Raw genomic sequence first — 22,632 nt, 5'->3', positions numbered from 1 at the left:
GCGATTAAGCCTCTCCCGGTTTGCGCAACCTGTTAAGCATTTCCGCCACACCTTCCCGCACGATAAAAGAAATCATCGTTTCGCGTTCCGGCTCCCTGAGTTGTTTATAACTTTCTATCCAAATCGCCAGAGGGTCCTGATGAGATGTATACACATATTCCGCAGAGTGTTCGTTCATGGCGAGACTCGCCACCGCACTGCCCGGTAAACTGTCGATGTGATATTCCACCGCCCGCCCCTGTACGCCTCGCCTGCGACGCTTTACCCAGCCTAATCTGCGGGCCATTCCATGCACACCCTGTGTGGATGTGGGAAGGCCTTCTTTTCCGGTCAATTCCTTTGCAGCAAACCACTCTTTTTTCATAACATTCCTTGTATTTCTTATATAAGAATAAGAAAGGTCGTTGTTATACATTCATGACAGGCAATTAATCATGATGTCCTTCCTGGCTGGTGAGCGTTTTTTTTAAAGATGGTATTAACACGTGTCATTTAGGAATACAGGTATTTAAAGAAAAGAAGATATTCAATTTTTCAGAATGCGTCTACTGCTGCTTTAAAAAGTTTCCATGAATTATATTCATCAAGAGTTGTGCAACCCTATAAAAAGGACTTTTTCAGAAAGTTATGAAAGCAATCTCTTTCAGAAACGCAACCACCATCACAAACCCCATGAATAACATAAGGTTAAAGAAAAAATCATTTATAGCCTGATACTAACCCTCCGTCATCAATCACTTTCTTCCTAAAAAATTTATTCACACATTACTAATATCGATGTAATTGCTAAAAATAACAACATTCCAATAACGCTTCCTAATAAAATGTATTCAACAAATTCACTAAAAATCGAGACAAATCACAAAAAGCAAATTTAAATTACTTGTTTGTTTTAATGATAATAAGAATGTATTTTCGGAATAAGAGAATAACTTATTATTCGGAAACATTGATGAGACTAAATAAAATTACAACAAGCACTCGAGGAATGTATATTTTTGGCAATAGCCTCTTATAGCTTCTTATAATCTGTTTAACCCATAAGGAAAGATCATGACGGCAAATAATAAAGACTGGCACCAGGCGGATATCATTGCAGCGCTTCGTAAAAAAGGAACAACTCTGGCTGCGGTTTCGCGTTCTGCAGGGCTGAGTTCTTCCACGCTTTCAAACGCGTTATCAAGACCGTGGCCAAAGGGGGAATTGCTGATTGCCAGTGCGCTGGGCATTCATCCGTCGCTCATCTGGCCCAGCCGTTACTTTGATGCGAATACATTAAAGATCATTGAACGTCGTTGCCGGCCAACTCCTGATACGCGCGTATAAAATCAAATATTCAGAAAAAACCGCCAGATTTCTCTGGCGGCTCTTTGACTCAATGGCCTGCTTGTTGACGCCTTAATCAATGAGGACTTACTTATTAATGAACTGCTCGCCTAATTCGATATCTTTACGCAGGATATCTAACATTGAGTCCAGGGATTGTTGTTCAAAATGGCTGAGCTCACCGATGCTGATAAGCTCAGATACCCCTTCTTTACCCAGAAGAACAGGCTGCGCGAAGAAACGGGCATGTTCGCCTTTCCCTTCAACATAAGCACATTCAACCACATTGCTTTCACCTTGTAAGGCCCGGACCAGAGAAAGCCCGAAGCGTGCAGCAGCCTGTCCCATGGAAAGCGTGGCAGAACCCCCCCCCGCTTTAGCTTCTACAACTTCCGTACCGGCATTCTGAATACGCTTCGTCAGCGCTTCAACTTCGCTGTCACTGAACGTGATTTCAGAAAGCTGAGATAATAAAGGAAGGATAGTCACCCCTGAGTGCCCGCCAATGACCGGCACTTCAATGTCTTCTGGCTGCTTACCTTTGAGTTCAGCAACGAAAGTGTTAGAGCGAATAGCATCGAGCGTTGTCACACCAAACAGTTTGTTTTTGTCGTATACACCGGCGTTTTTCAACACTTCAGCCGCAATCGCAACGGTCGTGTTAACAGGGTTGGTGATGATACCGATGCAGGCTTTCGGGCATGTACTGGCCACTTGCTGGATTAGATTGCGAACAATGCCCGCGTTCACGTTGAACAAATCAGACCGATCCATACCGGGTTTACGGGCGACACCGGCAGAGATCAGGACGATGTCCGCGCCAACCAGAGCTGGCTTCGCATCTTCACCGCAAAAACCTTTGATTTTAACTGCTGTGGGGATATGACTGAGATCGACAGCGACACCCGGAGTAACCGGAGCGATATCATATAATGAGAGTTCGGAACCGGAAGGTAGCTGGGTCTTGAGCAGAAGCGCGAGGGCTTGACCGATACCACCCGCAGCACCGAGAACTGCAACTTTCATCCTATACTCCTTTTTTATCATTAACTTATAAGTGTCGTGGAATTATTTTAGTGTGACCTTAATCACTTACGCTGTTAAAAACAATTGCTCACCTGCAGAGAAACTGAGGTTGGTCGTTTAGAAAGTAAAAAAAACCCTTTGCAACGACCTTTTCCGGTCTTTTATGACTTTTTATCGGAAAGCGACATTATTAAAAGTAGCAGCACAAAACACACCAGGTTAATAAATGGTTAAATTCGCTCCAATGTTGAGAGCTGAATCGTGATCATCAGATAAAGGAGGGATTGAAGGTGTGGTCTCAACGTAATGCACATTTTTGGCATATCCATTACCTCTCCTTTTTCCCCATAACGCCTGTGTTCCTTGCCGGATGCATAATTCGGGATCTGCATCTCTTCGCACAGTTGCATAAAAATGCAATTATCTGCATAATCAACACAACTATGATACAGAGACCAGGGTGCAAAATGCGTAATCCTGCTAAACAGGAAGATTTAATCAAAGCCTTCAAAGCATTGTTGAAGGAAGAGAAATTCAGTTCTCAGGGCGAAATTGTTGCCGCACTTCAGGATGACGGTTTCGAAAATATCAATCAGTCAAAAGTCTCACGGATGCTGACCAAGTTTGGTGCTGTCAGAACCCGTAATGCGAAGATGGAAATGGTGTACTGCCTGCCTGCTGAGATTGGGGTGCCAACCACCACCAGCCCGCTGAAAAATCTGGTATTGGATATAGACCATAATGACGCGGTTGTCGTGATCCGCACCAGTCCGGGCGCGGCACAACTGATCGCCCGCTTGCTCGACTCACTGGGTAAATCAGAAGGGATCCTCGGCACGATTGCCGGCGATGATACCATCTTCACGACACCGGCCCGCGGCTTTAGCGTTAAGCAACTCCATGACGCGATACTCAGTCTGTTCGAGCAGGAACTGTAAATCCGCCTCATTTTGAACCTGCTGTAGCACCTTTTCTGTGCCAGAGGTCAGAAGAACACGCTTTCTGGCCTCCTCTTAGCTACCTCCTTTCTAAATCACTGTTCCCTTTCAAGAGCATCCCGCAGTCATTCCTGTTAAATCCCTTAACAAGCACCACAACCACGTCACAGAAAGATTTCAACGATGTGATTCACTGCAAAAATAAGCACAAATAGCCACATTCACCCAATTTATTGATTTTACGAAAAATTAACACAAAAAGTCTAATTTTCACGCGTTTTTTATTCTTTTTAGTTATTAAAAATACACATAGGATGCACATAGACACCTAAATAACTATTAGCAAACTATTAATATTTACAGTTATTAGATGTATACTCATTTCCGTGGTGTGAAGCACCGGATATTGAAAACATAATAAAATCGACGAGGTCAAAATCATGAAAGTTAAAACTACAATCGCAACATTAAGCATTCTATCTGCCCTGTCATTTGGCGTTTTTGCAGCACAACCTGTAACACAGGAACAAGCGTCAAATCTGCAATCAACTGGCATGATCAGCGTGAGCGGTGTTGCCGGCGCACCTTCTGATATCCGTCAGGCATTGTCAGACAAAGCCGATGCCAAAGGCGCTAAAGCATTCCGTGTTATCGAAGTTCGTGAAGAAGGTAACTACCACGCGACCGCTGAAATTTACCAATAAGTTCGGGTAAACGTAGCGAAGGGGCCTGAATGAATCGGGCCCGCGCAATGCGCATCTAGACGGATTTGTCACTGCATCATCTGCGTTCCCGTAGGCTTTACGCACTCCTGAACCCGATATCACAGTTCTGATGAATCCAGACATCAATCGACGTTGATCTCGAAATAATCTAACAACGTCAGTGAATTCAGGAAATTATCATGAAAATCATTACTACTATTGCCGCCCTAAGCCTGTTATCTGCTGTTTCTTTCGGTGCATCCGCCGCTCAGCTGGTGACTAATCAGCAAGCAGAAAATTTACAGCCTATGGGCACAATCAGCGTCAGCGGCGTCGATGGTGTTCCGACCGATATCCGCCAGCAACTGTCTGATAAAGCCGACAGCAAAGGCGCTAAATCTTTCCGCGTGATAGAAGCCCATAACGACGGCGCTTATCATGCAACCGCAGAAATCTATCAGTAAGATCCCTGAGTAAGTCCCTGATACAAAGCCACTGTTTGAGTATTTTGAATTAGCGTTACCGGGTTTCAACAGCCACTGTTCGAAGAAATACAGCGAAAATACACTGCGCTGTTGAGGCTGGAAGGAGAGCTGACACTGCCACTGCCTTGCTCTCCGGCTAACGATACCCTCGTCGTCCTGTCCGACGACACCCTTTGGCCCTCAATTTTTGAGGGCTTTTTTTTTGTCAAAATTTTTGCCTCAAAGAGTCCTGTCCGTCGGTAAAAGGCAAAAAAAAGCACAGCCGGAGCTGTGCCTGGTTCCATCAATTTACGTTTTACAGCTCTTGCACAGCCTGCGCCTTGGTTGCCAGTGCCGCCAGCAGTTTGCCGTGAATGCCGCCGAAGCCGCCGTTGCTCATCACCAGAATATGGTCGCCCGGCTGGGAAGCCTTGATCACCATATCAACCAGCGAATCGACATCTGCGCTCCAGTGCGCTGGCTGAATACAATGTTCAGCCACTTCAGCCACCTGCCATGGAATATGCTGCGGTTGTAACAGGAAGACTTCGTCAGCACGACCCAGGGACGGTGCCAGTTCATTCTTACTCATCCCCATTTTCATGGTATTAGAGCGAGGTTCGAGAACCGCAAGAATGCGCGCAGTCCCGCCAACTTTGCTGCGCAACGCAGAAAGCGTGGCCAAAATGGCTGTCGGATGGTGAGCGAAATCGTCGTACACGCTGACACCGTTTTCCACACCGCGAAGCTCCAGACGGCGGCGGGCATTGATAAATTCTCCCAGCGCTTTGCAGGCATCTTCCGGCTTAACGCCAACATGACGGGCAGCGGCGATCGCCATCAGTCCGTTATGCATGTTGTGTTCGCCGACCAGATTCCAGTTAACCTGACCGACCACTTCGCCGTGCAGATAGACTTCAAAAGTGCTGGCGTCTGGCGTCAGTTTTTTCGCATCCCATGCACAATTTTCAGCTTCACCGGCAAATTCCTGCTCACTCCAGCATCCCATCGCCATGACCTGTTTCAGTGGTGTGTCGTGCTCTGGCAAAATAATTTTGCCTTTGCCCGGCACCAGACGCACCAGATGGTGGAACTGTTTCTGAATGGCCTTGAGATCGTCGAAAATATCAGCGTGGTCGAACTCGAGGTTATTGAGCACCAGTGTACGCGGACTGTAATGAACGAACTTGGATCGTTTATCAAAGAACGCGCAGTCGTATTCGTCGGCTTCCAGCACCATAAACGGACTGTTGCCAAGACGCGCAGAGACCTCAAAATTGCCCGGCACGCCGCCAATGACATAACCCGGCTCATAGCCGCAGGCCTCGAGGATCCACGTGACCATTCCCGCCGTCGTCGTTTTGCCGTGCGTACCCGCCACCGCAATAACCCAGCGTCCCGGAAGGACGTGGTCATGCAACCATTGTGGCCCTGAAACATAAGGGATCCCCTGCTCCAGTACGGCCTCGACGCAAGGATTACCGCGCGTCATCGCGTTGCCGATAATCACCAGGTCAGGGTGCGGATTGAGCTGTGCAGGATCGTAGCCCTGGATCAGGTTGATCCCCTGATTTTCCAGAAGCGTACTCATCGGTGGATAAACGTTGTCGTCCGAACCGGTGACCTGATGCCCCTGAGCACGAGCCAGCATCGCCAGCCCGCCCATAAACGTGCCGCAAATCCCAAGAATATGAATGCGCATATATTTTCCATTGATGCCTTTAAGTCAGCCGCTATTCTACCGCTCAGATTCCTCCAGAAGAAATGGATTTGCCTATGATTCGTCCATATATTTGGGCTAAACTGCCTTCGCTCTTGTGAAATTTTTATTAACGTACCGTTATCTATCCTCGATTCAGGGAAAGTGTCATGAAAACGTTAGGCGAATTTATTGTTGAAAAGCAGCAGGATTTTCCACATGCAACCGGTGAACTGACAGCGTTGCTTTCAGCGATAAAACTCGGCGCCAAAATCATTCACCGCGACATCAACAAAGCGGGTCTGGTTGATATTCTGGGCACCAGTGGTGCTGAGAATGTGCAGGGTGAAGTGCAGATGAAACTCGATCTGTACGCAAATGAAAAACTAAAAGCAGCCATGAAGGCGCGCGGTGAAATTGCCGGTATCGCGTCTGAAGAAGAAGATGAAATCGTCATTTTCGAGGGCGAACGCGCTGAAAATGCAAAATACGTCATTTTGATGGATCCGCTGGATGGCTCCTCCAACATCGACGTAAACGTCTCCGTCGGCACGATCTTCTCCATTTACCGTCGTACCACCCCGCTGGGCCAGCCGGTTACTGAAGCTGATTTCCTGCAACCGGGGAATCGTCAGGTTGCCGCAGGTTACGTCGTGTATGGTTCTTCAACCATGCTGGTGTACACCACTGGTGCTGGCGTTCATGCCTTTACTTACGATCCTTCTCTCGGTGTGTTCTGCCTTTCTCACGAAAAAGTCTGTTTCCCTAAAAAGGGCAACATGTACTCGATCAACGAAGGTAATTACATCAAGTTCCCTCTTGGCGTTAAAAAATACATCAAGTATTGCCAGGAGCAGGATGAAGCCACGCAGCGTCCTTACACTTCACGTTATATCGGCTCGCTGGTCGCAGACTTCCATCGTAACCTGCTGAAAGGCGGCATTTATATTTACCCAAGCACCGCCAGTCATCCGAACGGAAAACTGCGTTTGCTGTATGAATGCAACCCGATGGCTTTCCTTGCGGAGCAGGCCGGTGGTAAAGCCAGTGACGGTAAAAATCGTATTCTGGATATCGTTCCGCAAAAACTGCATGAACGTGCGCCGTTCTTTGTCGGTAACAGTTCAATGGTCGAAGATGCAGAACGCTTTATCGCGCAGTTCCCGGATGAATAATCAAACTTGCCTCAATAAAATCATCAAAGAATGAACGTGATACCTCTGTAACTTAGTAATACTCCAGAACGTAAAAAGGTGGCTTTTCAGCCACCTTTTCTTTATTCAGCCCGACGGCCAGAAATCAGAACTGATCTGCCCGGTTCAGCTTAAATACCGCCATGCTTTCAGCCAGCAACTGCGCCTGTTCTTCCAGAGAACGCGTGGCCGCTGTCGCCTGCTCTACCAGTGCCGCATTCTGCTGCGCCACCTGATCCATTTGGGTAATCGCCACGTTCACCTGTTCGATGCCATGAGTCTGCTCGGTGGTTGCGATAGATATTTCGCGCATCAGACTAGTCACGCGGGTCACTTCGCTGGAAATTTCCAGCATCGTATCGGCGGCTGATTTCACCATATCCGAACCCTCAGAAACGCGACTTTCAGAGTCAACAATCAGCTCTTTAATTTCTTTGGCAGATTGCGCACTGCGTTGCGCCAGGCTGCGCACTTCACCGGCTACCACGGCAAAACCACGCCCCTGTTCACCCGCACGCGCCGCTTCGACCGCGGCATTCAGCGCCAGAATATTGGTCTGGAATGCGATGCCGTCAATAACAGTAATAATATCGCCAATGCGTTTCGAGCTGTCGGTAATGCCCTGCATTTTATCCATGACCTTATGCACGACTTCGCTGCCCTTACCGGCAATAACCGAAACGCTTTGCGCCAGCTGATTCGCCTGTTCGGAATTCGCGGCATTCATACGCACGGTAGATGTCAGCTGTTCCATACTTGCTGCGGTTTCCTCCAGCGACGCAGCGGATTCTTCCGTGCGCTGCGCCAGATGCACGTTACCGGCAGCCAGTTCGCGGGAACCGACATCAATCTGATTTCCGGCATCGCGCACGCGACCGACCGACTCAACCAGAGAGTCCTGCATTTGTTTCATCGCTTTCAGCAAACGCCCCATCTCATTATTGCGGGAATCATCAATCTCATGAGTCAGGTCGCCTTTGGCGATAAATTCCAGCTGAGCGATAGAGAAATTCAGCGGATGCATGATGATTTTCTGCAAGGCAAACCACGCCAGCACCGCGATCGTTAGCGCAATGACGAAAGCCGCAACGATCACCGTCAGCTGGATACGTGCATTGGCACGAGCCTGTTCGATGCGCTTGCTGGTGTTATCGACCGCATAAGCACGAAAATCTGCCAGCGCTTTGTCGTAAGCATTGCTGTAAGGCGTGATTTTATTTTCCAGCACATCGTAATAACCGTCTGCGCTTTGCGCCTGAAGCGCGGCCAGAATCGGGACTAAACCGTTAGCTTTATACGCGTCGTAGGTTTTCTTCACGGCGTCGGATAAATCTCTGCCCTGCTGAGTTTCATCCTGAATGCTGACAAATTTTGCCAGATCGGTATCAGCCTGTTTGATATAACCGGCAATGCGATCGGCAGTCGTTTTGGCATCATCCATCATGCCGATTTCCAGCTGGCGTACGGCCACACCGCTGGCGACGCGCGTGCGCAGTGAGAAACTGTAGCTGTCGGCCAGTGAACCAAGTTCATCACCCTGAAGCTGATTAATCTTTTGCAGGGAAGTCGCACTCTGCCTGATAGCATTGGCACCCAGCACGCTAACCAGCAGTAAAATCAACGTCATAAATACCAGCAAACCGATCAGACCGGCTTTTACGCTCAACTTATTCAACATACGATGTTATCCAGCCATTCAGGTGAAAAGAGATACTTCCGGTGAGGTAGGGATCAGGTGATTCCTGATTTTTTGTTTGAATATTGTTATCGGCAACGGACTGAATTTCTTGATAAGAAAAGTAAAAACAGGCAGTTACACGGTAAAGCGTCGGATGAGTAAATTTTACTGCCACCGCTGAGGATTTTGACGACCTTCAGCAGCAGGTCGTGCCGGAAAAAGCGCTAAGAGGTTCTGACGAAAAGGGCGGGAAATCGCGGGAGAGTTGGCTATAATGTGCGGCACTCTATTCCTGGTTCAACGAAGGAAACCAACAATGAGCTTACTGAATGTCCCGGCGGGCAAAGAACTGCCAGAAGATATCTATGTCGTTATCGAAATCCCTGCAAACGCAGATCCAATCAAGTACGAAGTGGATAAAGATACCGGCGCGCTGTTTGTAGACCGTTTCATGTCAACTGCGATGTTCTATCCGTGCAACTACGGTTACATCAACCACACTCTGTCTCTGGATGGCGACCCGGTTGACGTTCTGGTTCCAACGCCATACCCGCTGCAACCAGGTTCTGTGATCCGCTGCCGCCCTGTCGGTATGCTGAAAATGACCGACGAAGCTGGTGAAGATGCGAAACTGGTTGCTGTTCCACACACCAAACTGAGCAAAGAATACGATCACATCAAAGATGTGAACGACCTGCCAGAACTGCTGCGCGGCCAGATCACCCACTTCTTCGAGCAATACAAAGCGCTGGAAAAAGGCAAATGGGTAAAAGTTGACGGTTGGGCTGACGCTGCTGCAGCAAAAGCTGAAATCGTGACTTCTTTCGAACGCGCTAAAAACAAATAAGCTTTCAGCTGTTTGAATAACTGCCGTTTAAAAGAAAAAAACACCGCCAGATGGCGGTGTTTTTTTATGTAGTAAACGTTGTCAGACAACGATTATTTTTTAAACGACCTTGCTCAGATCATTCACTGACCGCTTCGTTACGCTTCACCCAGTCTCCACCTGCTATTCTCGGCACACCATCCAGTGAGCGAATGTAGAGGTAAATCCAGGCGCTGCCATACGGTGTCGAGATCAGCTCACGACGGTAATCCTTGGTGTTACTTTTAAGCTCATCCAACTCCGCCAGTATTGACGAGGTAATGCGGTAAACTTCGCAATAGACTTTGCCTTCCCCTGGTATAACAGCAGGATAGTGGCCCAGATTATACAGGGCATACCCTTCCAGCTCATGGTCACCCAACCATTGAGCATTCGTCATCCAATGACTGTTGCCTTGCTTGCGTCGCAGACTACCGTAAACAATTATTCGCATGTTTATATTCGTATAGTAAAAGTCACATGAATTAAAACTCAAACTGATAGAGCAAATCCAATGCCTGATCGATGCCTGATACAGCCTGCAGGTAAAGCTTTGGCATCAACCGGTAGCGCAGAGTCAGAGTCGCCAGTGAGTCGAATATTCCAACACCATATTTCACCTGTAATCCTGGTAAAACATAACCACTGACCACGACCTGAGAACTGTCTCCTACGCCCTGAGTATCCAGCGCCAGATTGCTCACACCGAATGCCTCGCCGATTTTACCCACAAGTTTACCACTTTGCGCAACCCCTAACCCGATAAGAGCGGAGGTCATTGCGCCACTGTCACCGCCAGAATTGTCTAATCCCTGCCCGCGAAGCAGGTAGGACAAGGCTTCCTGCTGCGACATCGCCGGATCTGAGAATATTTCAAGTTTAGGCGCATCAGCCTCACCTGTAACCCTCAACCCCGCCACCACGTCGTTCTCTGTCGCTTCCGGGTTACGGATCGCCTCCAGATTCAGCAACGGTTGATCCGCCGGTCCGGAGAACAGCATCTGGCCTTTACGCACAATCAAGTCTTGCCCGTAAGCGTGGAAGCGCCCGGACGGAATATTAATTTGTCCGTTCAGCCCCAGACCGCGACTGTCCTGCGCCACTTTAAGTGCGCCTTCAAGACGCGCTTTCAGACCGAATGCATCGAGGCGAACATCTTTCCCAATGTTCACCATCAGGTTGCTGTTGATCGGAATAGACGCTGACTTTGGCGCAATCGGCTGACGCTGATCGTTAAGCATCACTTCATCCGATGAAACCCCGACCGCGCTTTCCGGCAATTCCTGCACCGTAATGCGCGCCCACGGAATATCAACGGTTCCGTTAAGCGAGAACAGCTGCGGTGTGGCATCAAACACTAAATCCGGTGAAACGTCCAGACGCACCATCGGCGGCACCGAAACACGTACTTTGTTGCCCCGCGCCGCAATACGCGCCCGCCAGGCATTAAGCTCACTCCAGTCGGCGTTACCGTTCAGTTCCAGCTGGCCCTGCGCGGTTTTAATCACCCCTTCCATGATGGATGACATGCCGTTGAAATTAATGCCGATATTGGCGTCAGTGATATCAAACGGCATAAACTGCGCGTCGAAATCGACACCGGTCAGCGCCAGCTTGCCGAACACCAGCGGTTTCTGTGCATTCCCGCCGAGCCGCAGATTGGCATTCAGAATACCCGACGCTTTTTCGCCGTCCATCAGCGCCGGTTGCAGTAAGGCCATGGAAATGCGGGCGATATTCACATTGCCGCTAAGATTACGTTTACCCTGCGGATCGGCAATCTGAATGCTGCCATCCAGCTGACCGTTATTGGTTATCCTGATTAACCAGTCGAGATTCGCACGGCCATTATTCAGCCCGGCACTCAGGTTCAGCGTGTCGAAGGCGACAGGCAGCGGACTGCCCTGCACCAGTTGCTGAACCTTCACGCCTTTACCCACCAGTGAGACGCTGGCCTGTGGCAGACCGCCCTCGGCTTTCCAGCTCACATCCGCTTTACCGCTGAACACACCGTTCAGCTGCGTATCATCGGTGAGGAAAGGTTTGACCATCGCCAGATCAAAGCGGTTGAGCACAACGCTCGCCTGCCCGCTGGCACCGGCATCAATGGTTTTCGGCACACACAAATCCGCATTCGGGTTTTGCCAGCAATGAGGGCCGACAGTGATGCGTTGTTCTTTGTTGAAGTAATCCAGCGCAATAGAACGGTTGAGGCGCCACTGCCCGACCGGCGTATCAAATAACGTATTGGTGATACTGCCTTTCCACTCTTCGGTTGCACGGTCAAAACTGCCGCTTAACGCCAGGCGACCGGACACCGGTTTACCGTCGACTTTCAGCGTCAGCTGATGCTGTTTCTCGTTACCTTTGGCATCGAGATTAATATCGGTGATATCCAGCGCATCCTGTTTAAGTTGCTGAACGCGAACGGCAAGATTGCCCTGGATCTGATCGGTTGAGCTGACGTCGCCTTTGATATCAACGCGACGCACCGTCAGTGCCTGCCACTTCAGGCCGGTGGCGGTCAGATCCGCCAGCAGCTTCGGCGCTTTAAGATCACCGCGCAGCTGCAACATCCCTTTCACCACGCCGCCCAGTCCCGGCAGTGCGCCGTCAAGATGTGGCGCATCCACTTTGGCGTCGAGGTTCCAGGTGTCGCCGAGCGTGCCCTTCACATCCAGATTATTGCGCCCCAGTTCAAGGTGCAGTTGCGGAATATCCCACTGCCCGTAGCTGTTTCCGCGCACGTTACCTTGCGCCTTCACGGCGTTTTGCTTGACGTTCCCGGTCAGATCCAGCACCGGCACCTGTATCTGCCACGTGCCGCCATACAGACTGCCGCGTGTGGTGATCTTGCCCTGCAACTTCGCAGGCCAGTCCGGATACTGTTTCGCGGTATTGATGCCGGTCAGCTTCAGTTCACTGTTCCAGCTGATGGCTTTACTCCAGTCCACCACACCGGTCAGATCGGTATTCCCTTCCAGCGCCGCAAGGCGCAGCAGCGTCAGTTTGAACTGCTCCACATTGCCTTTACCATCAAGTGTCAGTGTGGCGGGTGGGATCTGATCACCTTTGAAATCTGAACGCAGCGAAAGCGCATAATCGGTCGCTTTACCGCTGAAATTAAGTTTGAAGCCTTTAACCTGATACTGAGGTGTGCCGGTCAGCGGCCATTGCAGCGCGTCGCTGGTGAGTTTCAGATCCAGTGGCAGACCGGCTTCTGCCAGTTGCGTTTCCAGCGCCAGCTGCGCACGCACCGGGCCGGAAAGATTCAGGCCGACATCCAGTTTGTCGCGTAATCCGCCACCCACTTTCAGTTTGATCTTCTCACCCTTCAGCGGGTCGATATTCACTGCGGTGTTAATCGTCAGATCCACCGGCCAGTTTTGATTAAGCGTCGCCTGCCCCGTGCCATCGACAGAACCCTGAGCAGAGCGCACCATCAGTTTATCCAGCTTAACCTGCTGATCCTGCGTGCTGGCCTTCAGTTCAAAACGGGTGATCAGCACATCGGTATCACCGGTCAGCCGCAAGTTTTCACCGAGGATTTGCTGAATATCCAGATCGACCGGCAAACGGAAATCGGGTAAATCAGGCAGCAGCGGTTTGGCAAACATCTCCTGCAATGTTTCACCCAGCGGTTTCTCCGGCACCACCACCGGCGGCTCAGCCGGTTTGCCCGTCGCTTTCTCCACGGCTTTGTCCTGCGCGGCCTGCACCACTTCCGGCAGCGGATTGACCGGCGTTTTTGGCAACGCAATCAGTAATCCGCCGATACGTGTTGGCATCAGCTGAATGGCACGGCCTTCCCAGTGCGCGCCGGTGCGGAATGACGCCAGCGAAATCGCCCGATCATCCAGCGTGATATTAATATTATCCAGCGTCAGCAGACGGAGAGTGATGGGATACGGCGTGCTGAGATTGGTCAGTGGCTCGCTGGTTTCCGGCTCCGGTTGAGCCGCAGCTGGCGTCATCTCTTTGGTGTTCACCACCACGTTGACGTCTTTTACCCGCAACGCATTGACGCACAGCGCACTGTTTTTGAGACACGAGAAATCGAGGGAAAGGTGGAACTCTCCGGCTTTCACATCCACGCCCGGCATTTCGTAATGCACGCCTTTGAGCGTCAGATCACGCCAGCCGCCTTCCGTGCTGGCGATGTTCAGCCCTGGCACAAAGCGGTTCGCGCCGTTGATCATCAGATGCAGACCGGTTTGCGTCCCGACAAGGAAAGCCACCAGGCTGATTAACAGCACCAGGAAGATCAGGAAACCCAGACAGATTTTCTTAAATAAACTCATAATTCCGGACCCAAGCCGATGTAAAACTGCAATCCATGCTCATCTTTGTCGCCGACAGGTGCGGCAACATCTAATTTCACCGGGCCTATCGGTGAAGCCCAGCGCACACCCACACCCGCCCCGGTTTTGAAATCGTTTTGTGTGATGTCGTTAACCGCTTCGCCGGAATCGACAAACACCGCGCCCCACCATTTTCCGGTCACGTTGTATTGGTATTCCACCGAACCGGTACCCAGATAGGACGCACCGGTCAGCTTGCCTTCATCATCACGCGGGGAAATGGATTTGTATTTGTAGCCGCGAATACTGCGGTCACCCCCGGCGAAGAAACGCAGGGATGGCGGCACGCGCTCGAAGTCATTGGTTTCAATCCAGCCGAGATTGCCGCGGAACACAAAGCGGTGTTTATCCGCCAGTGTGCGGATCCAAACGTTTTGCGCCTGAATCACGGCGAAATCGACGTCAGATCCCCACGTGGTATCAGACACATCGAGAGAATAACGCTGAGAATCGCCCCAGGTCGGCATCAGGCCGCCGCGCTGACGCGTACGGTTGAGGCTCACACCCGGATAAATCAGCATGGTGGTGTTGGTCACGCTACCCTGCGTAAAGTGGTCGAGGCTCCAGCGCAGGTTCACTGCATGCTGCCAGCCGCTTGAGAGATCCCAATAACGCGCCACATTCACCGTAGTAGAATCCGAGTTGGTATCGTTGAGATCTTCGCGTTTGAAGCCGCCCTGCACCAGGTAATATTGCTCCAGCGGCGATTTAAGCAGCGGAATTTTATAACTGAGATCTAAAGACTGCTCAGGACCAGACAGCGTGGTCGAGGTTTCAAAACTCTGACCCCGATCGTTCACCCATGGCTTTTTCCAGTTGGCCGTTACGCGCGGGCCAATATCCGTGGAGTAACCGACACCGGTTTCAATGGTATTTTCGGTACGCGGCGACACCACCGCGTTGAGCGGCAAGGTTTTTGTGGCTTTGGCATCAGTAAAATCTGGAGACACGACCACAGAGTTAAACCAGCCAGTTGCGGACAGGCGGCGGTTAAGCTCAGCCAGTTGCGCCGTGGTGTAATAATCACCCTTATGGAATGGCACCAGATTTTGCAGATACTCGTCGCGGATCTGTGATCCCTGATAATGGACGTCGCCGAAGTGGTAACGCTCGCCGCTGTCGAACTGAATATCCCAGAACGCTTTATGTTCATCTTCAATCACGCCCAGCTGGCTCTTGCGCATGTTGGCATCAAAATAGCCTTTACGCAGCGCAATCCCGGTCAGCGAGCTTTTAAAATTGTCGTAAGTCCCGTGGTTTAAAATCGTCCCGACCGCAGGCACATCACGCTTTTTAAGCTGTTCGAATTCATTATCTTTATCCGCCTGCCCTTCAATCACCACGCTGGTACCGGCGATTTTCACCGGTGTTCCCGGCGTGACTTTGGCAATCAGAACCGGACGCCCCGGCGGGGGTGTCTCGCGATAATCAAAATCGATCGTCGGGGAATAATAGCCCAGCGGCCGTAATCCCTGCTGGATCGCCGCACTGACACGCGCGCGAAACCGGCCATTAGCGCCGACTTCATCGCTTTGAATCGAAGATAAACGAACGCGGACGTTCTTTTCCAAATCGCCATCCAGGCCTTCCAGCTGCAAACGCACCTTCGCTGCCATGGAAAGTGAGGGGGCCAGCAGTACTAATAACAAACCCAGTTCACGATATCGTGGCACACGCACTCCTGCTAATTTTACTGTCCTGTTAAAATATCAGATGCCCGCCGGAGAATATCTGCTCGTCTTTGGCAGATTCATCTTCAGAAGCTCAGATGAAAGCAGTTTAGTGCTAATCCCCTGAAAATGTTCAACGACGAAGCAACGTTCCCCGTATTGTGTGCAAAGACGCAATCAGATACAACTAACACTGGCCTGTTGGTCATGGTTATTCTTAAGGCCGCTTTGTTACAAACCTTGTTCATTTAAGCAACAACTGGAGTTTTCCGTGGTGCAACTTTCCGATAAAACGCAGCCTGTCACGCAGGCAGACGCGTTACCTGGCCGTACAACCCCGATGCCAGTGGCAACTATTCATGCAGTAAATGAACATTCAATGACGCATGTTCCTGACAACATGGAAGTCGCGATTTTTGCGATGGGCTGCTTCTGGGGCGTAGAGCGTTTGTTCTGGCAACAGGAAGGGGTTTACAGCACAGCAGCCGGTTACAGCGGCGGTTTCACCCCTAATCCGACCTACCGCGAAGTCTGTACCGGCCAGACCGGTCATGCGGAAGTGGTGCGCGTGGTGTTTGATCCGGCGGTGATCAGTTATGCGAAGCTGTTGCAGATTTTTTGGGAAAACCACGATCCGGCTCAGGGCATGCGCCAGGGCGGGGATATCGGCACGCAATATCGCTCAGGGTTGTACGTACTGAGCGCAGAGCAGCAAGATCAGGCGCTGGCCAGTCTGGCGAGTTTCCAGCAGGCGATGGACGAAGCGAACGATAAGCGCACCATCACCACGGAAATCACCGAAGCCCTGCCGTTCTATTATGCTGAAGACGAACATCAGCAATACCTGTTTAAAAACCCGGAAGGTTACTGCGGTTTAGGCGGGATTGGCGTGTGTCTGCCACCTCAATAATGCGGGATTTTTAAGCGCTGGCGGCAGTCTCAGTGCTGCTGCTATACTATGCGGGTCACAAATGTGGCCCTTTAAAACTATTTTCTGGCAATTATCTTTGTTTTTCATCCTTACGCTTTTTTCTTCTGAACAGCTTTTTAGTCGTTCTAATAAAATGATGTTCATTTAAGCAACAAAAATAATGAGTGCCTTTCCCTGCCGGTTCAGCCCGGTGTTAAACGGATAGATTATGTTAAACAGTATTTTACTGATTCTTCTACTTATCGCGATCAGTGCCTTTTTCTCGCTATCTGAGATATCGCTGGCCGCTTCCCGCAAAATAAAGCTTAAACAGTTGGCAGACGAAGGAAACGTCAATGCCTCCCGCGTAATGAAATTACAGGAAACGCCTGGCCTGTTCTTTACCGTGGTGCAGATTGGCCTGAATGCCGTCGCCATCCTCGGGGGTATCGTAGGTGATGCTGCATTCTCCCCTGCGTTCCAGACGTTCTTTATTCGCTTTATGTCGCCTGAAATGGCGGATCAAGTCAGCTTTATCTGTTCCTTCGTTCTGGTCACCAGTCTGTTCATTCTGTTTGCTGACCTCACACCGAAGCGCATCGGTATGATTTCACCTGAGACGGTTGCCGTTCGTATAGTCAACCCGATGCGTTTCTGCCTGATGATTTGCCGCCCGATGGTGTGGTTCTTCAACGGTATGGCGAACATGATTTTCCGCCTGTTCAAACTGCCGATGGTACGTAATGACGACATTACGTCTGACGACATCTACGCCGTGTTTGAAGCCGGCGCGCTGGCGGGCGTACTGCGTAAGCAGGAACATGAACTGATTGAAAACGTATTCGAACTCGAATCGCGTACCGTCCCTTCTTCCATGACCTCGCGTGAAAGTGTGATTTATTTTGATCTGCGGGAAAGCGAAGAAAGCATCAAAGAGAAAATCGCCACCCATCCGCATTCGAAATTCCTGGTGTGTGACGGTCATATTGACCAGGTGGTCGGGTATGTCGATTCCAAAGACTTACTGAACCGCGTGCTGGGCAATCAGAGTTTAATGCTGAGCAGCGGCGTGCAAATCCGCAACGCGCTGATCGTGCCGGATACGCTGACGCTTTCTGAAGCGCTGGAAAGCTTCAAAGCCGCGGGCGAAGACTTTGCCGTTATCCTGAACGAATATGCGCTGGTGGTCGGTATTATCACGCTCAATGACGTGATGACGACGCTGATGGGCGACCTGGTCGGTCAGGGTATGGAAGAACAGATTGTGGCACGTGACGAGCATTCATGGCTGATTGAAGGCGGTACGCCAATCGAAGACGTGATGCGCGTGTTGCATATCGAAGAATTCCCGCAGTCCGGCAACTACGAAACCATCGGCGGCTTCATGATGTTTATGTTGCGTAAAATCCCGAAACGTACGGACTTCGTGAAATTCTCCGGCTACAAATTTGAAGTGGTGGATATCGACAGCTATAAGATTGATCAGCTACTGGTCACGCGAATTGTCGATCAGCCTGCAACACCGTTGCTGCCGAAAACGCCGCAAGAAATTAAAGATGAGCAGAAGGCTCAGGCTCAGTAAACGGGTTCCTCGGTAAGCGGCTCTTCAGTACACAGATCTTGTAAACAGATCTTCAGTAAAAAGTCCCGGATTCTGAAAACACTAACGGCCCCTTCGGGGCCGTTTTTTTTGCGCAAGCTGCAAAGTGGCAGCGACAACGCGCAGGGCGTTTAACCCATTTCTGCCTGTAAATGCGTAACCTGCCGGTTAACTTCAGACATCACGCTAAAGTGGCGCTTATCGCGTACCTTTGGCAACAGGATCTTGCCTTGGTCGAATTCAAATGCGCCGACGTCCTTGATATACAAACGTCCACGAAACAGTGTCTTAACGTACTTTGCGACTTTCATCGGATTGTAACGCTGGAAGATTCTCATTTTTCTCTTTTACTCCGTTAAATCACTGCATGTACCGGCCACGTCGCAAGGCGACAGATACCGGGACCAAAAAGTGTAGTGCAGTGAAGAGACTTATAACATAGCAGGGCAGTCAGGTATTGCCAGTGGATTTAACTGCTTTTACATTGCTTTTCAGTATTGTCTTAAGTCTTGACGTTCTGTAGCAGTATAACCCTGCTTTATGTGGCAATTTTGTAACCAGCAACACAATTTTAACATCTCAACAGGACAGACCACTTCAGCGATCCTATGATTGGCTGAACCGTTCATTTGTGCCCCGGAGAATCTATGCTTTTAAGAAGTCTTTTTGTGATCACTTTTGTGACATTTTCGTTTTTCGCTTCCGCCCACAATTTTACCGTCGGCCAGCGCCTGGCTCCGGTTGGCGTAGACGACAAAGGCGAACTGAATGACGTTAATGACACCTTCAGTTACAACAAATGGAACAGCGCGAAGCTGCCGGGAAAAGTGCGTATCGTGCAGCACATGGCGGGCAGAAGCAGCGCCAAGGCGTTGAATGAACCGCTGATCACCGCCATCAGAGCCGCAAATTTGCCGCATGATAGTTATCAGACGACCACCATCATTAATACCGACGACGCCATTATCGGCACCGGCATGTTTGTGCGTAAAAGCATTGAAAGCGGCAAACGTGAATTCCCGTGGTCGCAGATAATTGTCGACAGCAACGGCACGGTAAAAAAGGCCTGGGAACTGCAACCGGAAAGTTCAGCGGTGGTGGTGCTGGATAAAAACGGGGTAATTAAATTCGCCAAAGATGGCCAGTTGTCACCGCAGGAAGTTCAGCAGGTGATTACGCTGGTAGATAAGCTGGTCAAAGAATAAAACGCGAAATCCCCGGTCGCAAAACCGGGGATGACATCAGAATAAAGAGACGCGGAAGCCCGGATTGAGGAAGGATTCACGCGGGGTGTAGGTCAGCGTCTGACCTTTCCAGTCATGCACCTGTGCGCCAGCGGCCAGCGCAACCGCGTGCCCTGCTCCGGTATCCCAGATGTTAGTTGGCCCGAAGCGCGGATAAAGTTGCGCCGCGCCTTCTGCGACCAGACAGAATTTCAGCGATGAACCAATCGCTACCGTCTGATGCTCGCCCAGCTGTGCGAGGTAATCCTGCAATTCAGGGTCATTGCTGAAATGCGAACGGCTGACCACTACCAGCGGCGGATGCGCTTCTTTCACTTCAATCTGCTGACGCGCGCCCTGCTCTTCCTTCCAGGCTTTGCCTTCTGCCGCGCTGTACATCACTTTGGTCACCGGCACGTACACCACACCCAGCACCGGAATACCGTCTTCAATCAGCGCGATATTTACCGTGAATTCACCATTACGCTTGAGGAATTCTTTGGTGCCATCCAGCGGATCGACCAGCCAGTAGCGCGTCCAGTTTTGGCGTTCGCTCCAGCTTTGCGGATCTTCTTCCGACAGCATCGGCGTTTGTGGATCCAGTACTTTCAGACCTGCTTTAATCACATTGTGTGCTGCGATATCGGCGGCGGTCACCGGCGAGTCATCCTGTTTATGACGCGCATCGAGCGGCTGTTCGCCATCGTATACAGCCATGATCGCATCGCCTGCGTCGCGCGCTAACTGACAAATTTGCTCTAACATCTTTTACCTCAGTGCTTTGATTCTCATTCCTCAAGCCTAGTTTTTTTTGCCGCGAATAGCCATCCCGTCATGTTAACGCGTCATAAAGCCGTTACATCTCACATTTATTTATGACAACTGATTACATTCTCAGCAAATTTTGAGATACATATCCGGTTTTTCTTTTCCGGGCATCATCCCTTTCTCTGGAGGCAAGGCAATGAATAAGCGTCATCTGACGTTATCCCTGCTGGCGACACTGACGGCGGCATCCGTTCAGGCGTCACAGGTGGATCTGCGCATCATGGAAACCACGGATCTTCACAGCAACATGATGGACTTCGACTACTACAAAGATAAACCGACCGATAAATTCGGTCTGGTTCGCACCGCCAGCCTGATCCACGCGGCGCGTAACGAAGTCACCAACTCAGTGTTAGTCGATAACGGCGACATCATTCAGGGCAGCCCGCTGGGCGATTACATGGCGGCGAAAGGCCTGAAACAGGGCGACGTTCATCCGGTGTATTTGGCGATGAATACGCTGAATTACGCGGTCGGTAACCTGGGCAATCACGAATTTAACTATGGCCTGGATTACCTGAAAAAAGCACTGGCCGGGGCGAAATTCCCTTACGTGAACGCCAACGTGATTGATGATAAAACCGGGAAACCGCTGTTCACGCCGTTCCTGATCACCGATAACGCAGTCAAAGACCGCGACGGTAAAACCCATAATCTGCGCATCGGCTATATCGGTTTTGTGCCGCCGCAAATCATGGTCTGGGACAAAGCCAATTTGCAGGGCAAAGTGACCGTCGCGGATATCACCGAGACGGCTAAAAAGTGGATACCGGAAATGCGCAAACAAGGTGCCGACATTATTGTCGCCATTCCGCACTCCGGCCTGTCGGGCGATCCGTACAAAACCATGGCGGAAAACTCGGTCTATTACCTGAGCCAGGTAAAAGGCATCGACGCCATTATGTTTGGCCATGCGCACGCCGTTTTCCCGAGTGAGGAATTCGCCAGTATCAAAGGCGCGGACATCAAACAAGGTACGCTGAATGGCGTTCCTGCCGTGATGCCGGGCATGTGGGGCGACCATCTGGGCGTCGTGGATATGGTGCTCAGTAACGACGGTGGTAACTGGAAAGTCGAGACAGCCAAAGCCGAAGCGCGCCCGATTTACGACAAAGAGCAGAAGAAATCACTGGCGGTGGAAGATCAGGATTTAGTTAAAGTTCTGGCGCCGTCACATGACGCCACTCGCGAGTTTGTCAGCAAGCCGATCGGTAAATCTAACGACAACATGTACAGCTATCTGGCGCTGGTTCAGGATGATCCGACGGTGCAAATCGTCAATAACGCGCAAAAAGCCTATACCGAGCATTTCATTCAGGGCGATCCGGATTTAGCCGATTTGCCTGTGCTTTCTGCGGCAGCGCCGTTTAAAGTCGGCGGTCGTAAAAACGATCCGGCCAGCTTCGTGGAAGTGGAGAAAGGCGAACTGACTTTCCGTAATGCGGCCGATTTGTATCTGTATCCGAATACGCTGGTGGTGATGAAAGTCACCGGTCAGGAAGTCAAAGACTGGCTGGAATGCTCCGCCGGCCAGTTTAATCAGATTGACGTCAACAGCACCAAACCGCAGTCACTGATTAACTGGGATGGTTTCCGTACCTATAATTTCGACGTCATCGATGGCGTGAATTATCAGATTGATGTCAGCCAGCCTGCAAAATTCGACGGTGAATGTACGCTGATTAATAAAGACGTGGAACGCATCAAAAACCTGACCTACAACGGTAAGCCGATTGACCTGAAAGCGACCTTCCTGGTCGCCACGAATAACTACCGCGCGTACGGTGGAAAATTCGCGGGCACCGGCGATAAGCACATCGCCTTTGCTTCACCGGATGAAAACCGCTCCGTGGTCGCGGCCTATATCAGTGCCGAAACGAAAAAAGCGGGCGCAGTCACGCCAACCGCTGATAACAACTGGAAGCTGGCACCGATTAAAGCATCGCAGCCTCTGGACATTCGTTTCGAAACATCGCCTGGCGATAAAGCGGCAAACTTCATCAAAACCCACGCCCAGTATCCGATGACGGCTAAAGGTCCGGATGCCATCGGTTTCGAAATTTATCAGGTCGATTTACAAAAATAATCTGAGATTCAGACGTAAAAAAGGGCGCATATGCGCCCTTTCTTGTTTCTGTATTCTGAAA

19 protein-coding genes are annotated in these 22,632 nt (G+C 50.5%); 10 read left to right on the top strand and 9 right to left on the bottom strand.

Annotation, left to right across the window (positions count from 1 at the left end):
* Positions 1-4: 4 nt before the first annotated feature.
* Positions 5-364 (bottom strand): DNA-binding protein, encoded by a 360-nt coding sequence (locus EC840_RS13500; RefSeq protein ID WP_112286804.1) that lies wholly within the window; start codon positions 362-364, stop codon positions 5-7.
* Between the two features lie 689 nt (positions 365-1,053).
* On the opposite strand from EC840_RS13500, the gene EC840_RS13495 reads away from it, so the two are divergent.
* The gene (locus EC840_RS13495) at positions 1,054-1,326 is read left to right on the top strand and encodes a helix-turn-helix transcriptional regulator (protein WP_113877104.1); all 273 of its coding nucleotides are present in this window, start codon (positions 1,054-1,056) and stop codon (positions 1,324-1,326) included.
* A gap of 87 nt (positions 1,327-1,413) precedes the next feature.
* On the opposite strand, the gene mdh is transcribed toward EC840_RS13495, so the two are convergent.
* Positions 1,414-2,352 carry a malate dehydrogenase gene (gene mdh / locus EC840_RS13490; protein ID WP_113877103.1) on the bottom strand — a complete coding sequence of 313 codons (939 nt, stop codon included), beginning with the start codon at positions 2,350-2,352 and terminating at the stop codon, positions 1,414-1,416.
* 467 nt (positions 2,353-2,819) lie between these two features.
* Here mdh and argR point away from each other — a divergent pair, with 467 nt between their 5' ends.
* The 3 genes from argR (at position 2,820) to yhcN (EC840_RS13475) (ending at position 4,458) form a co-directional block, all read left to right on the top strand.
* Positions 2,820-3,290 (top strand): transcriptional regulator ArgR, encoded by a 471-nt coding sequence (gene argR / locus EC840_RS13485; protein WP_112286807.1) that lies wholly within the window; start codon positions 2,820-2,822, stop codon positions 3,288-3,290.
* Between the two features lie 440 nt (positions 3,291-3,730).
* Positions 3,731-3,994, top strand: a complete 264-nt coding sequence (gene yhcN, locus EC840_RS13480) for a peroxide/acid stress response protein YhcN (protein ID WP_112286808.1) — start codon at positions 3,731-3,733, stop codon at positions 3,992-3,994.
* 200 nt (positions 3,995-4,194) lie between these two features.
* Positions 4,195-4,458 carry a peroxide/acid stress response protein YhcN gene (gene yhcN / locus EC840_RS13475; protein ID WP_112286809.1) on the top strand — a complete coding sequence of 88 codons (264 nt, stop codon included), beginning with the start codon at positions 4,195-4,197 and terminating at the stop codon, positions 4,456-4,458.
* A gap of 316 nt (positions 4,459-4,774) precedes the next feature.
* On the opposite strand, the gene mpl is transcribed toward yhcN (EC840_RS13475), so the two are convergent.
* Positions 4,775-6,160 carry a UDP-N-acetylmuramate:L-alanyl-gamma-D-glutamyl-meso-diaminopimelate ligase gene (gene mpl, locus EC840_RS13470; RefSeq protein WP_132965718.1) on the bottom strand — a complete coding sequence of 462 codons (1,386 nt, stop codon included), beginning with the start codon at positions 6,158-6,160 and terminating at the stop codon, positions 4,775-4,777.
* Between the two features lie 167 nt (positions 6,161-6,327).
* Here mpl and fbp point away from each other — a divergent pair, with 167 nt between their 5' ends.
* On the top strand, positions 6,328-7,332 hold the full coding sequence (gene fbp / locus EC840_RS13465; protein ID WP_112286811.1) for a class 1 fructose-bisphosphatase: 1,005 nt from the start codon (positions 6,328-6,330) through the stop codon (positions 7,330-7,332).
* Positions 7,333-7,456: 124 nt separating this feature from the next.
* On the opposite strand, the gene EC840_RS13460 is transcribed toward fbp, so the two are convergent.
* Positions 7,457-9,028 (bottom strand): methyl-accepting chemotaxis protein, encoded by a 1,572-nt coding sequence (locus EC840_RS13460; RefSeq protein ID WP_132965716.1) that lies wholly within the window; start codon positions 9,026-9,028, stop codon positions 7,457-7,459.
* Positions 9,029-9,344: 316 nt separating this feature from the next.
* Here EC840_RS13460 and ppa point away from each other — a divergent pair, with 316 nt between their 5' ends.
* Positions 9,345-9,875 carry an inorganic diphosphatase gene (gene ppa / locus EC840_RS13455; RefSeq protein WP_013573791.1) on the top strand — a complete coding sequence of 177 codons (531 nt, stop codon included), beginning with the start codon at positions 9,345-9,347 and terminating at the stop codon, positions 9,873-9,875.
* A 118-nt stretch (positions 9,876-9,993) separates the two neighbouring features.
* Here the strand turns inward: ppa and EC840_RS13450 are convergent, their stop codons facing one another.
* Genes EC840_RS13450 through EC840_RS13440 form a run of 3 tightly spaced genes read right to left on the bottom strand, consistent with a single transcriptional unit; the run spans position 9,994 to position 15,927 of the window.
* Entirely contained in the window at positions 9,994-10,347 is a 354-nt protein-coding gene (locus EC840_RS13450) for a gamma-glutamylcyclotransferase (protein WP_112286813.1), read from the bottom strand.
* A 31-nt stretch (positions 10,348-10,378) separates the two neighbouring features.
* Positions 10,379-14,194, bottom strand: coding sequence for a translocation/assembly module TamB domain-containing protein (locus tag EC840_RS13445; RefSeq protein WP_132965714.1), 3,816 nt, complete (start codon positions 14,192-14,194; stop codon positions 10,379-10,381).
* Entirely contained in the window at positions 14,191-15,927 is a 1,737-nt protein-coding gene (locus EC840_RS13440; protein WP_112286815.1) for an autotransporter assembly complex family protein, read from the bottom strand. The genes EC840_RS13445 and EC840_RS13440 overlap by 4 nt, the downstream gene beginning before the upstream one ends.
* A gap of 271 nt (positions 15,928-16,198) precedes the next feature.
* Between EC840_RS13440 and msrA the strand changes: the two genes are divergently transcribed.
* Together msrA and EC840_RS13430 are read left to right on the top strand one after the other, a co-directional pair.
* Positions 16,199-16,834: a peptide-methionine (S)-S-oxide reductase MsrA gene (msrA, locus tag EC840_RS13435; protein WP_153062839.1), complete on the top strand. Its 636-nt coding sequence runs from the start codon at positions 16,199-16,201 to the stop codon at positions 16,832-16,834.
* Between the two features lie 229 nt (positions 16,835-17,063).
* Positions 17,064-18,416, top strand: coding sequence for a hemolysin family protein (locus tag EC840_RS13430; RefSeq protein WP_112286816.1), 1,353 nt, complete (start codon positions 17,064-17,066; stop codon positions 18,414-18,416).
* 149 nt (positions 18,417-18,565) lie between these two features.
* Here the strand turns inward: EC840_RS13430 and EC840_RS13425 are convergent, their stop codons facing one another.
* Positions 18,566-18,772, bottom strand: a complete 207-nt coding sequence (locus EC840_RS13425; RefSeq protein WP_013573785.1) for a DUF1107 domain-containing protein — start codon at positions 18,770-18,772, stop codon at positions 18,566-18,568.
* Between the two features lie 309 nt (positions 18,773-19,081).
* Between EC840_RS13425 and EC840_RS13420 the strand changes: the two genes are divergently transcribed.
* Positions 19,082-19,639: a YtfJ family protein gene (locus tag EC840_RS13420; RefSeq protein ID WP_112286817.1), complete on the top strand. Its 558-nt coding sequence runs from the start codon at positions 19,082-19,084 to the stop codon at positions 19,637-19,639.
* Between the two features lie 36 nt (positions 19,640-19,675).
* Here EC840_RS13420 and cysQ read toward each other — a convergent pair whose 3' ends face one another.
* Positions 19,676-20,422: a 3'(2'),5'-bisphosphate nucleotidase CysQ gene (gene cysQ / locus EC840_RS13415; RefSeq protein ID WP_132965712.1), complete on the bottom strand. Its 747-nt coding sequence runs from the start codon at positions 20,420-20,422 to the stop codon at positions 19,676-19,678.
* 199 nt (positions 20,423-20,621) lie between these two features.
* On the opposite strand from cysQ, the gene EC840_RS13410 reads away from it, so the two are divergent.
* A complete protein-coding gene (locus EC840_RS13410) occupies positions 20,622-22,571 on the top strand; it encodes a bifunctional 2',3'-cyclic-nucleotide 2'-phosphodiesterase/3'-nucleotidase (RefSeq protein WP_132965710.1) in 1,950 nt (649 codons plus the stop codon).
* The last annotated feature ends 61 nt before the right edge of the window (positions 22,572-22,632 follow it).

Origin of the sequence: Rahnella sp. JUb53 (genome assembly GCF_004346065.1) — a bacterium.
GTDB classification, from domain to species: Bacteria; Pseudomonadota; Gammaproteobacteria; order Enterobacterales; family Enterobacteriaceae; genus Rahnella; species Rahnella variigena.
Note: the sequence above shows the minus strand (reverse complement) of the source record. Positions and strands in the feature narration are given on the sequence as shown.

Excerpts from the sequence above, each read along its gene's own strand:
- EC840_RS13500 (WP_112286804.1), bottom strand. The coding sequence starts at position 364 with ATGAAAAAAGAGTGGTTTGCTGCAAAGGAATTGACCGGAAAAGAAGGC.
- EC840_RS13495 (WP_113877104.1), top strand. The coding sequence starts at position 1,054 with ATGACGGCAAATAATAAAGACTGGCACCAGGCGGATATCATTGCAGCG.
- mdh (WP_113877103.1), bottom strand. The coding sequence starts at position 2,352 with ATGAAAGTTGCAGTTCTCGGTGCTGCGGGTGGTATCGGTCAAGCCCTC.
- argR (WP_112286807.1), top strand. The coding sequence starts at position 2,820 with ATGCGTAATCCTGCTAAACAGGAAGATTTAATCAAAGCCTTCAAAGCA.
- yhcN (WP_112286808.1), top strand. The coding sequence starts at position 3,731 with ATGAAAGTTAAAACTACAATCGCAACATTAAGCATTCTATCTGCCCTG.
- yhcN (WP_112286809.1), top strand. The coding sequence starts at position 4,195 with ATGAAAATCATTACTACTATTGCCGCCCTAAGCCTGTTATCTGCTGTT.
- mpl (WP_132965718.1), bottom strand. The coding sequence starts at position 6,160 with ATGCGCATTCATATTCTTGGGATTTGCGGCACGTTTATGGGCGGGCTG.
- fbp (WP_112286811.1), top strand. The coding sequence starts at position 6,328 with ATGAAAACGTTAGGCGAATTTATTGTTGAAAAGCAGCAGGATTTTCCA.
- EC840_RS13460 (WP_132965716.1), bottom strand. The coding sequence starts at position 9,028 with ATGTTGAATAAGTTGAGCGTAAAAGCCGGTCTGATCGGTTTGCTGGTA.
- ppa (WP_013573791.1), top strand. The coding sequence starts at position 9,345 with ATGAGCTTACTGAATGTCCCGGCGGGCAAAGAACTGCCAGAAGATATC.
- EC840_RS13450 (WP_112286813.1), bottom strand. The coding sequence starts at position 10,347 with ATGCGAATAATTGTTTACGGTAGTCTGCGACGCAAGCAAGGCAACAGT.
- EC840_RS13445 (WP_132965714.1), bottom strand. The coding sequence starts at position 14,194 with ATGAGTTTATTTAAGAAAATCTGTCTGGGTTTCCTGATCTTCCTGGTG.
- EC840_RS13430 (WP_112286816.1), top strand. The coding sequence starts at position 17,064 with ATGTTAAACAGTATTTTACTGATTCTTCTACTTATCGCGATCAGTGCC.
- EC840_RS13425 (WP_013573785.1), bottom strand. The coding sequence starts at position 18,772 with ATGAGAATCTTCCAGCGTTACAATCCGATGAAAGTCGCAAAGTACGTT.
- EC840_RS13420 (WP_112286817.1), top strand. The coding sequence starts at position 19,082 with ATGCTTTTAAGAAGTCTTTTTGTGATCACTTTTGTGACATTTTCGTTT.
- cysQ (WP_132965712.1), bottom strand. The coding sequence starts at position 20,422 with ATGTTAGAGCAAATTTGTCAGTTAGCGCGCGACGCAGGCGATGCGATC.
- EC840_RS13410 (WP_132965710.1), top strand. The coding sequence starts at position 20,622 with ATGAATAAGCGTCATCTGACGTTATCCCTGCTGGCGACACTGACGGCG.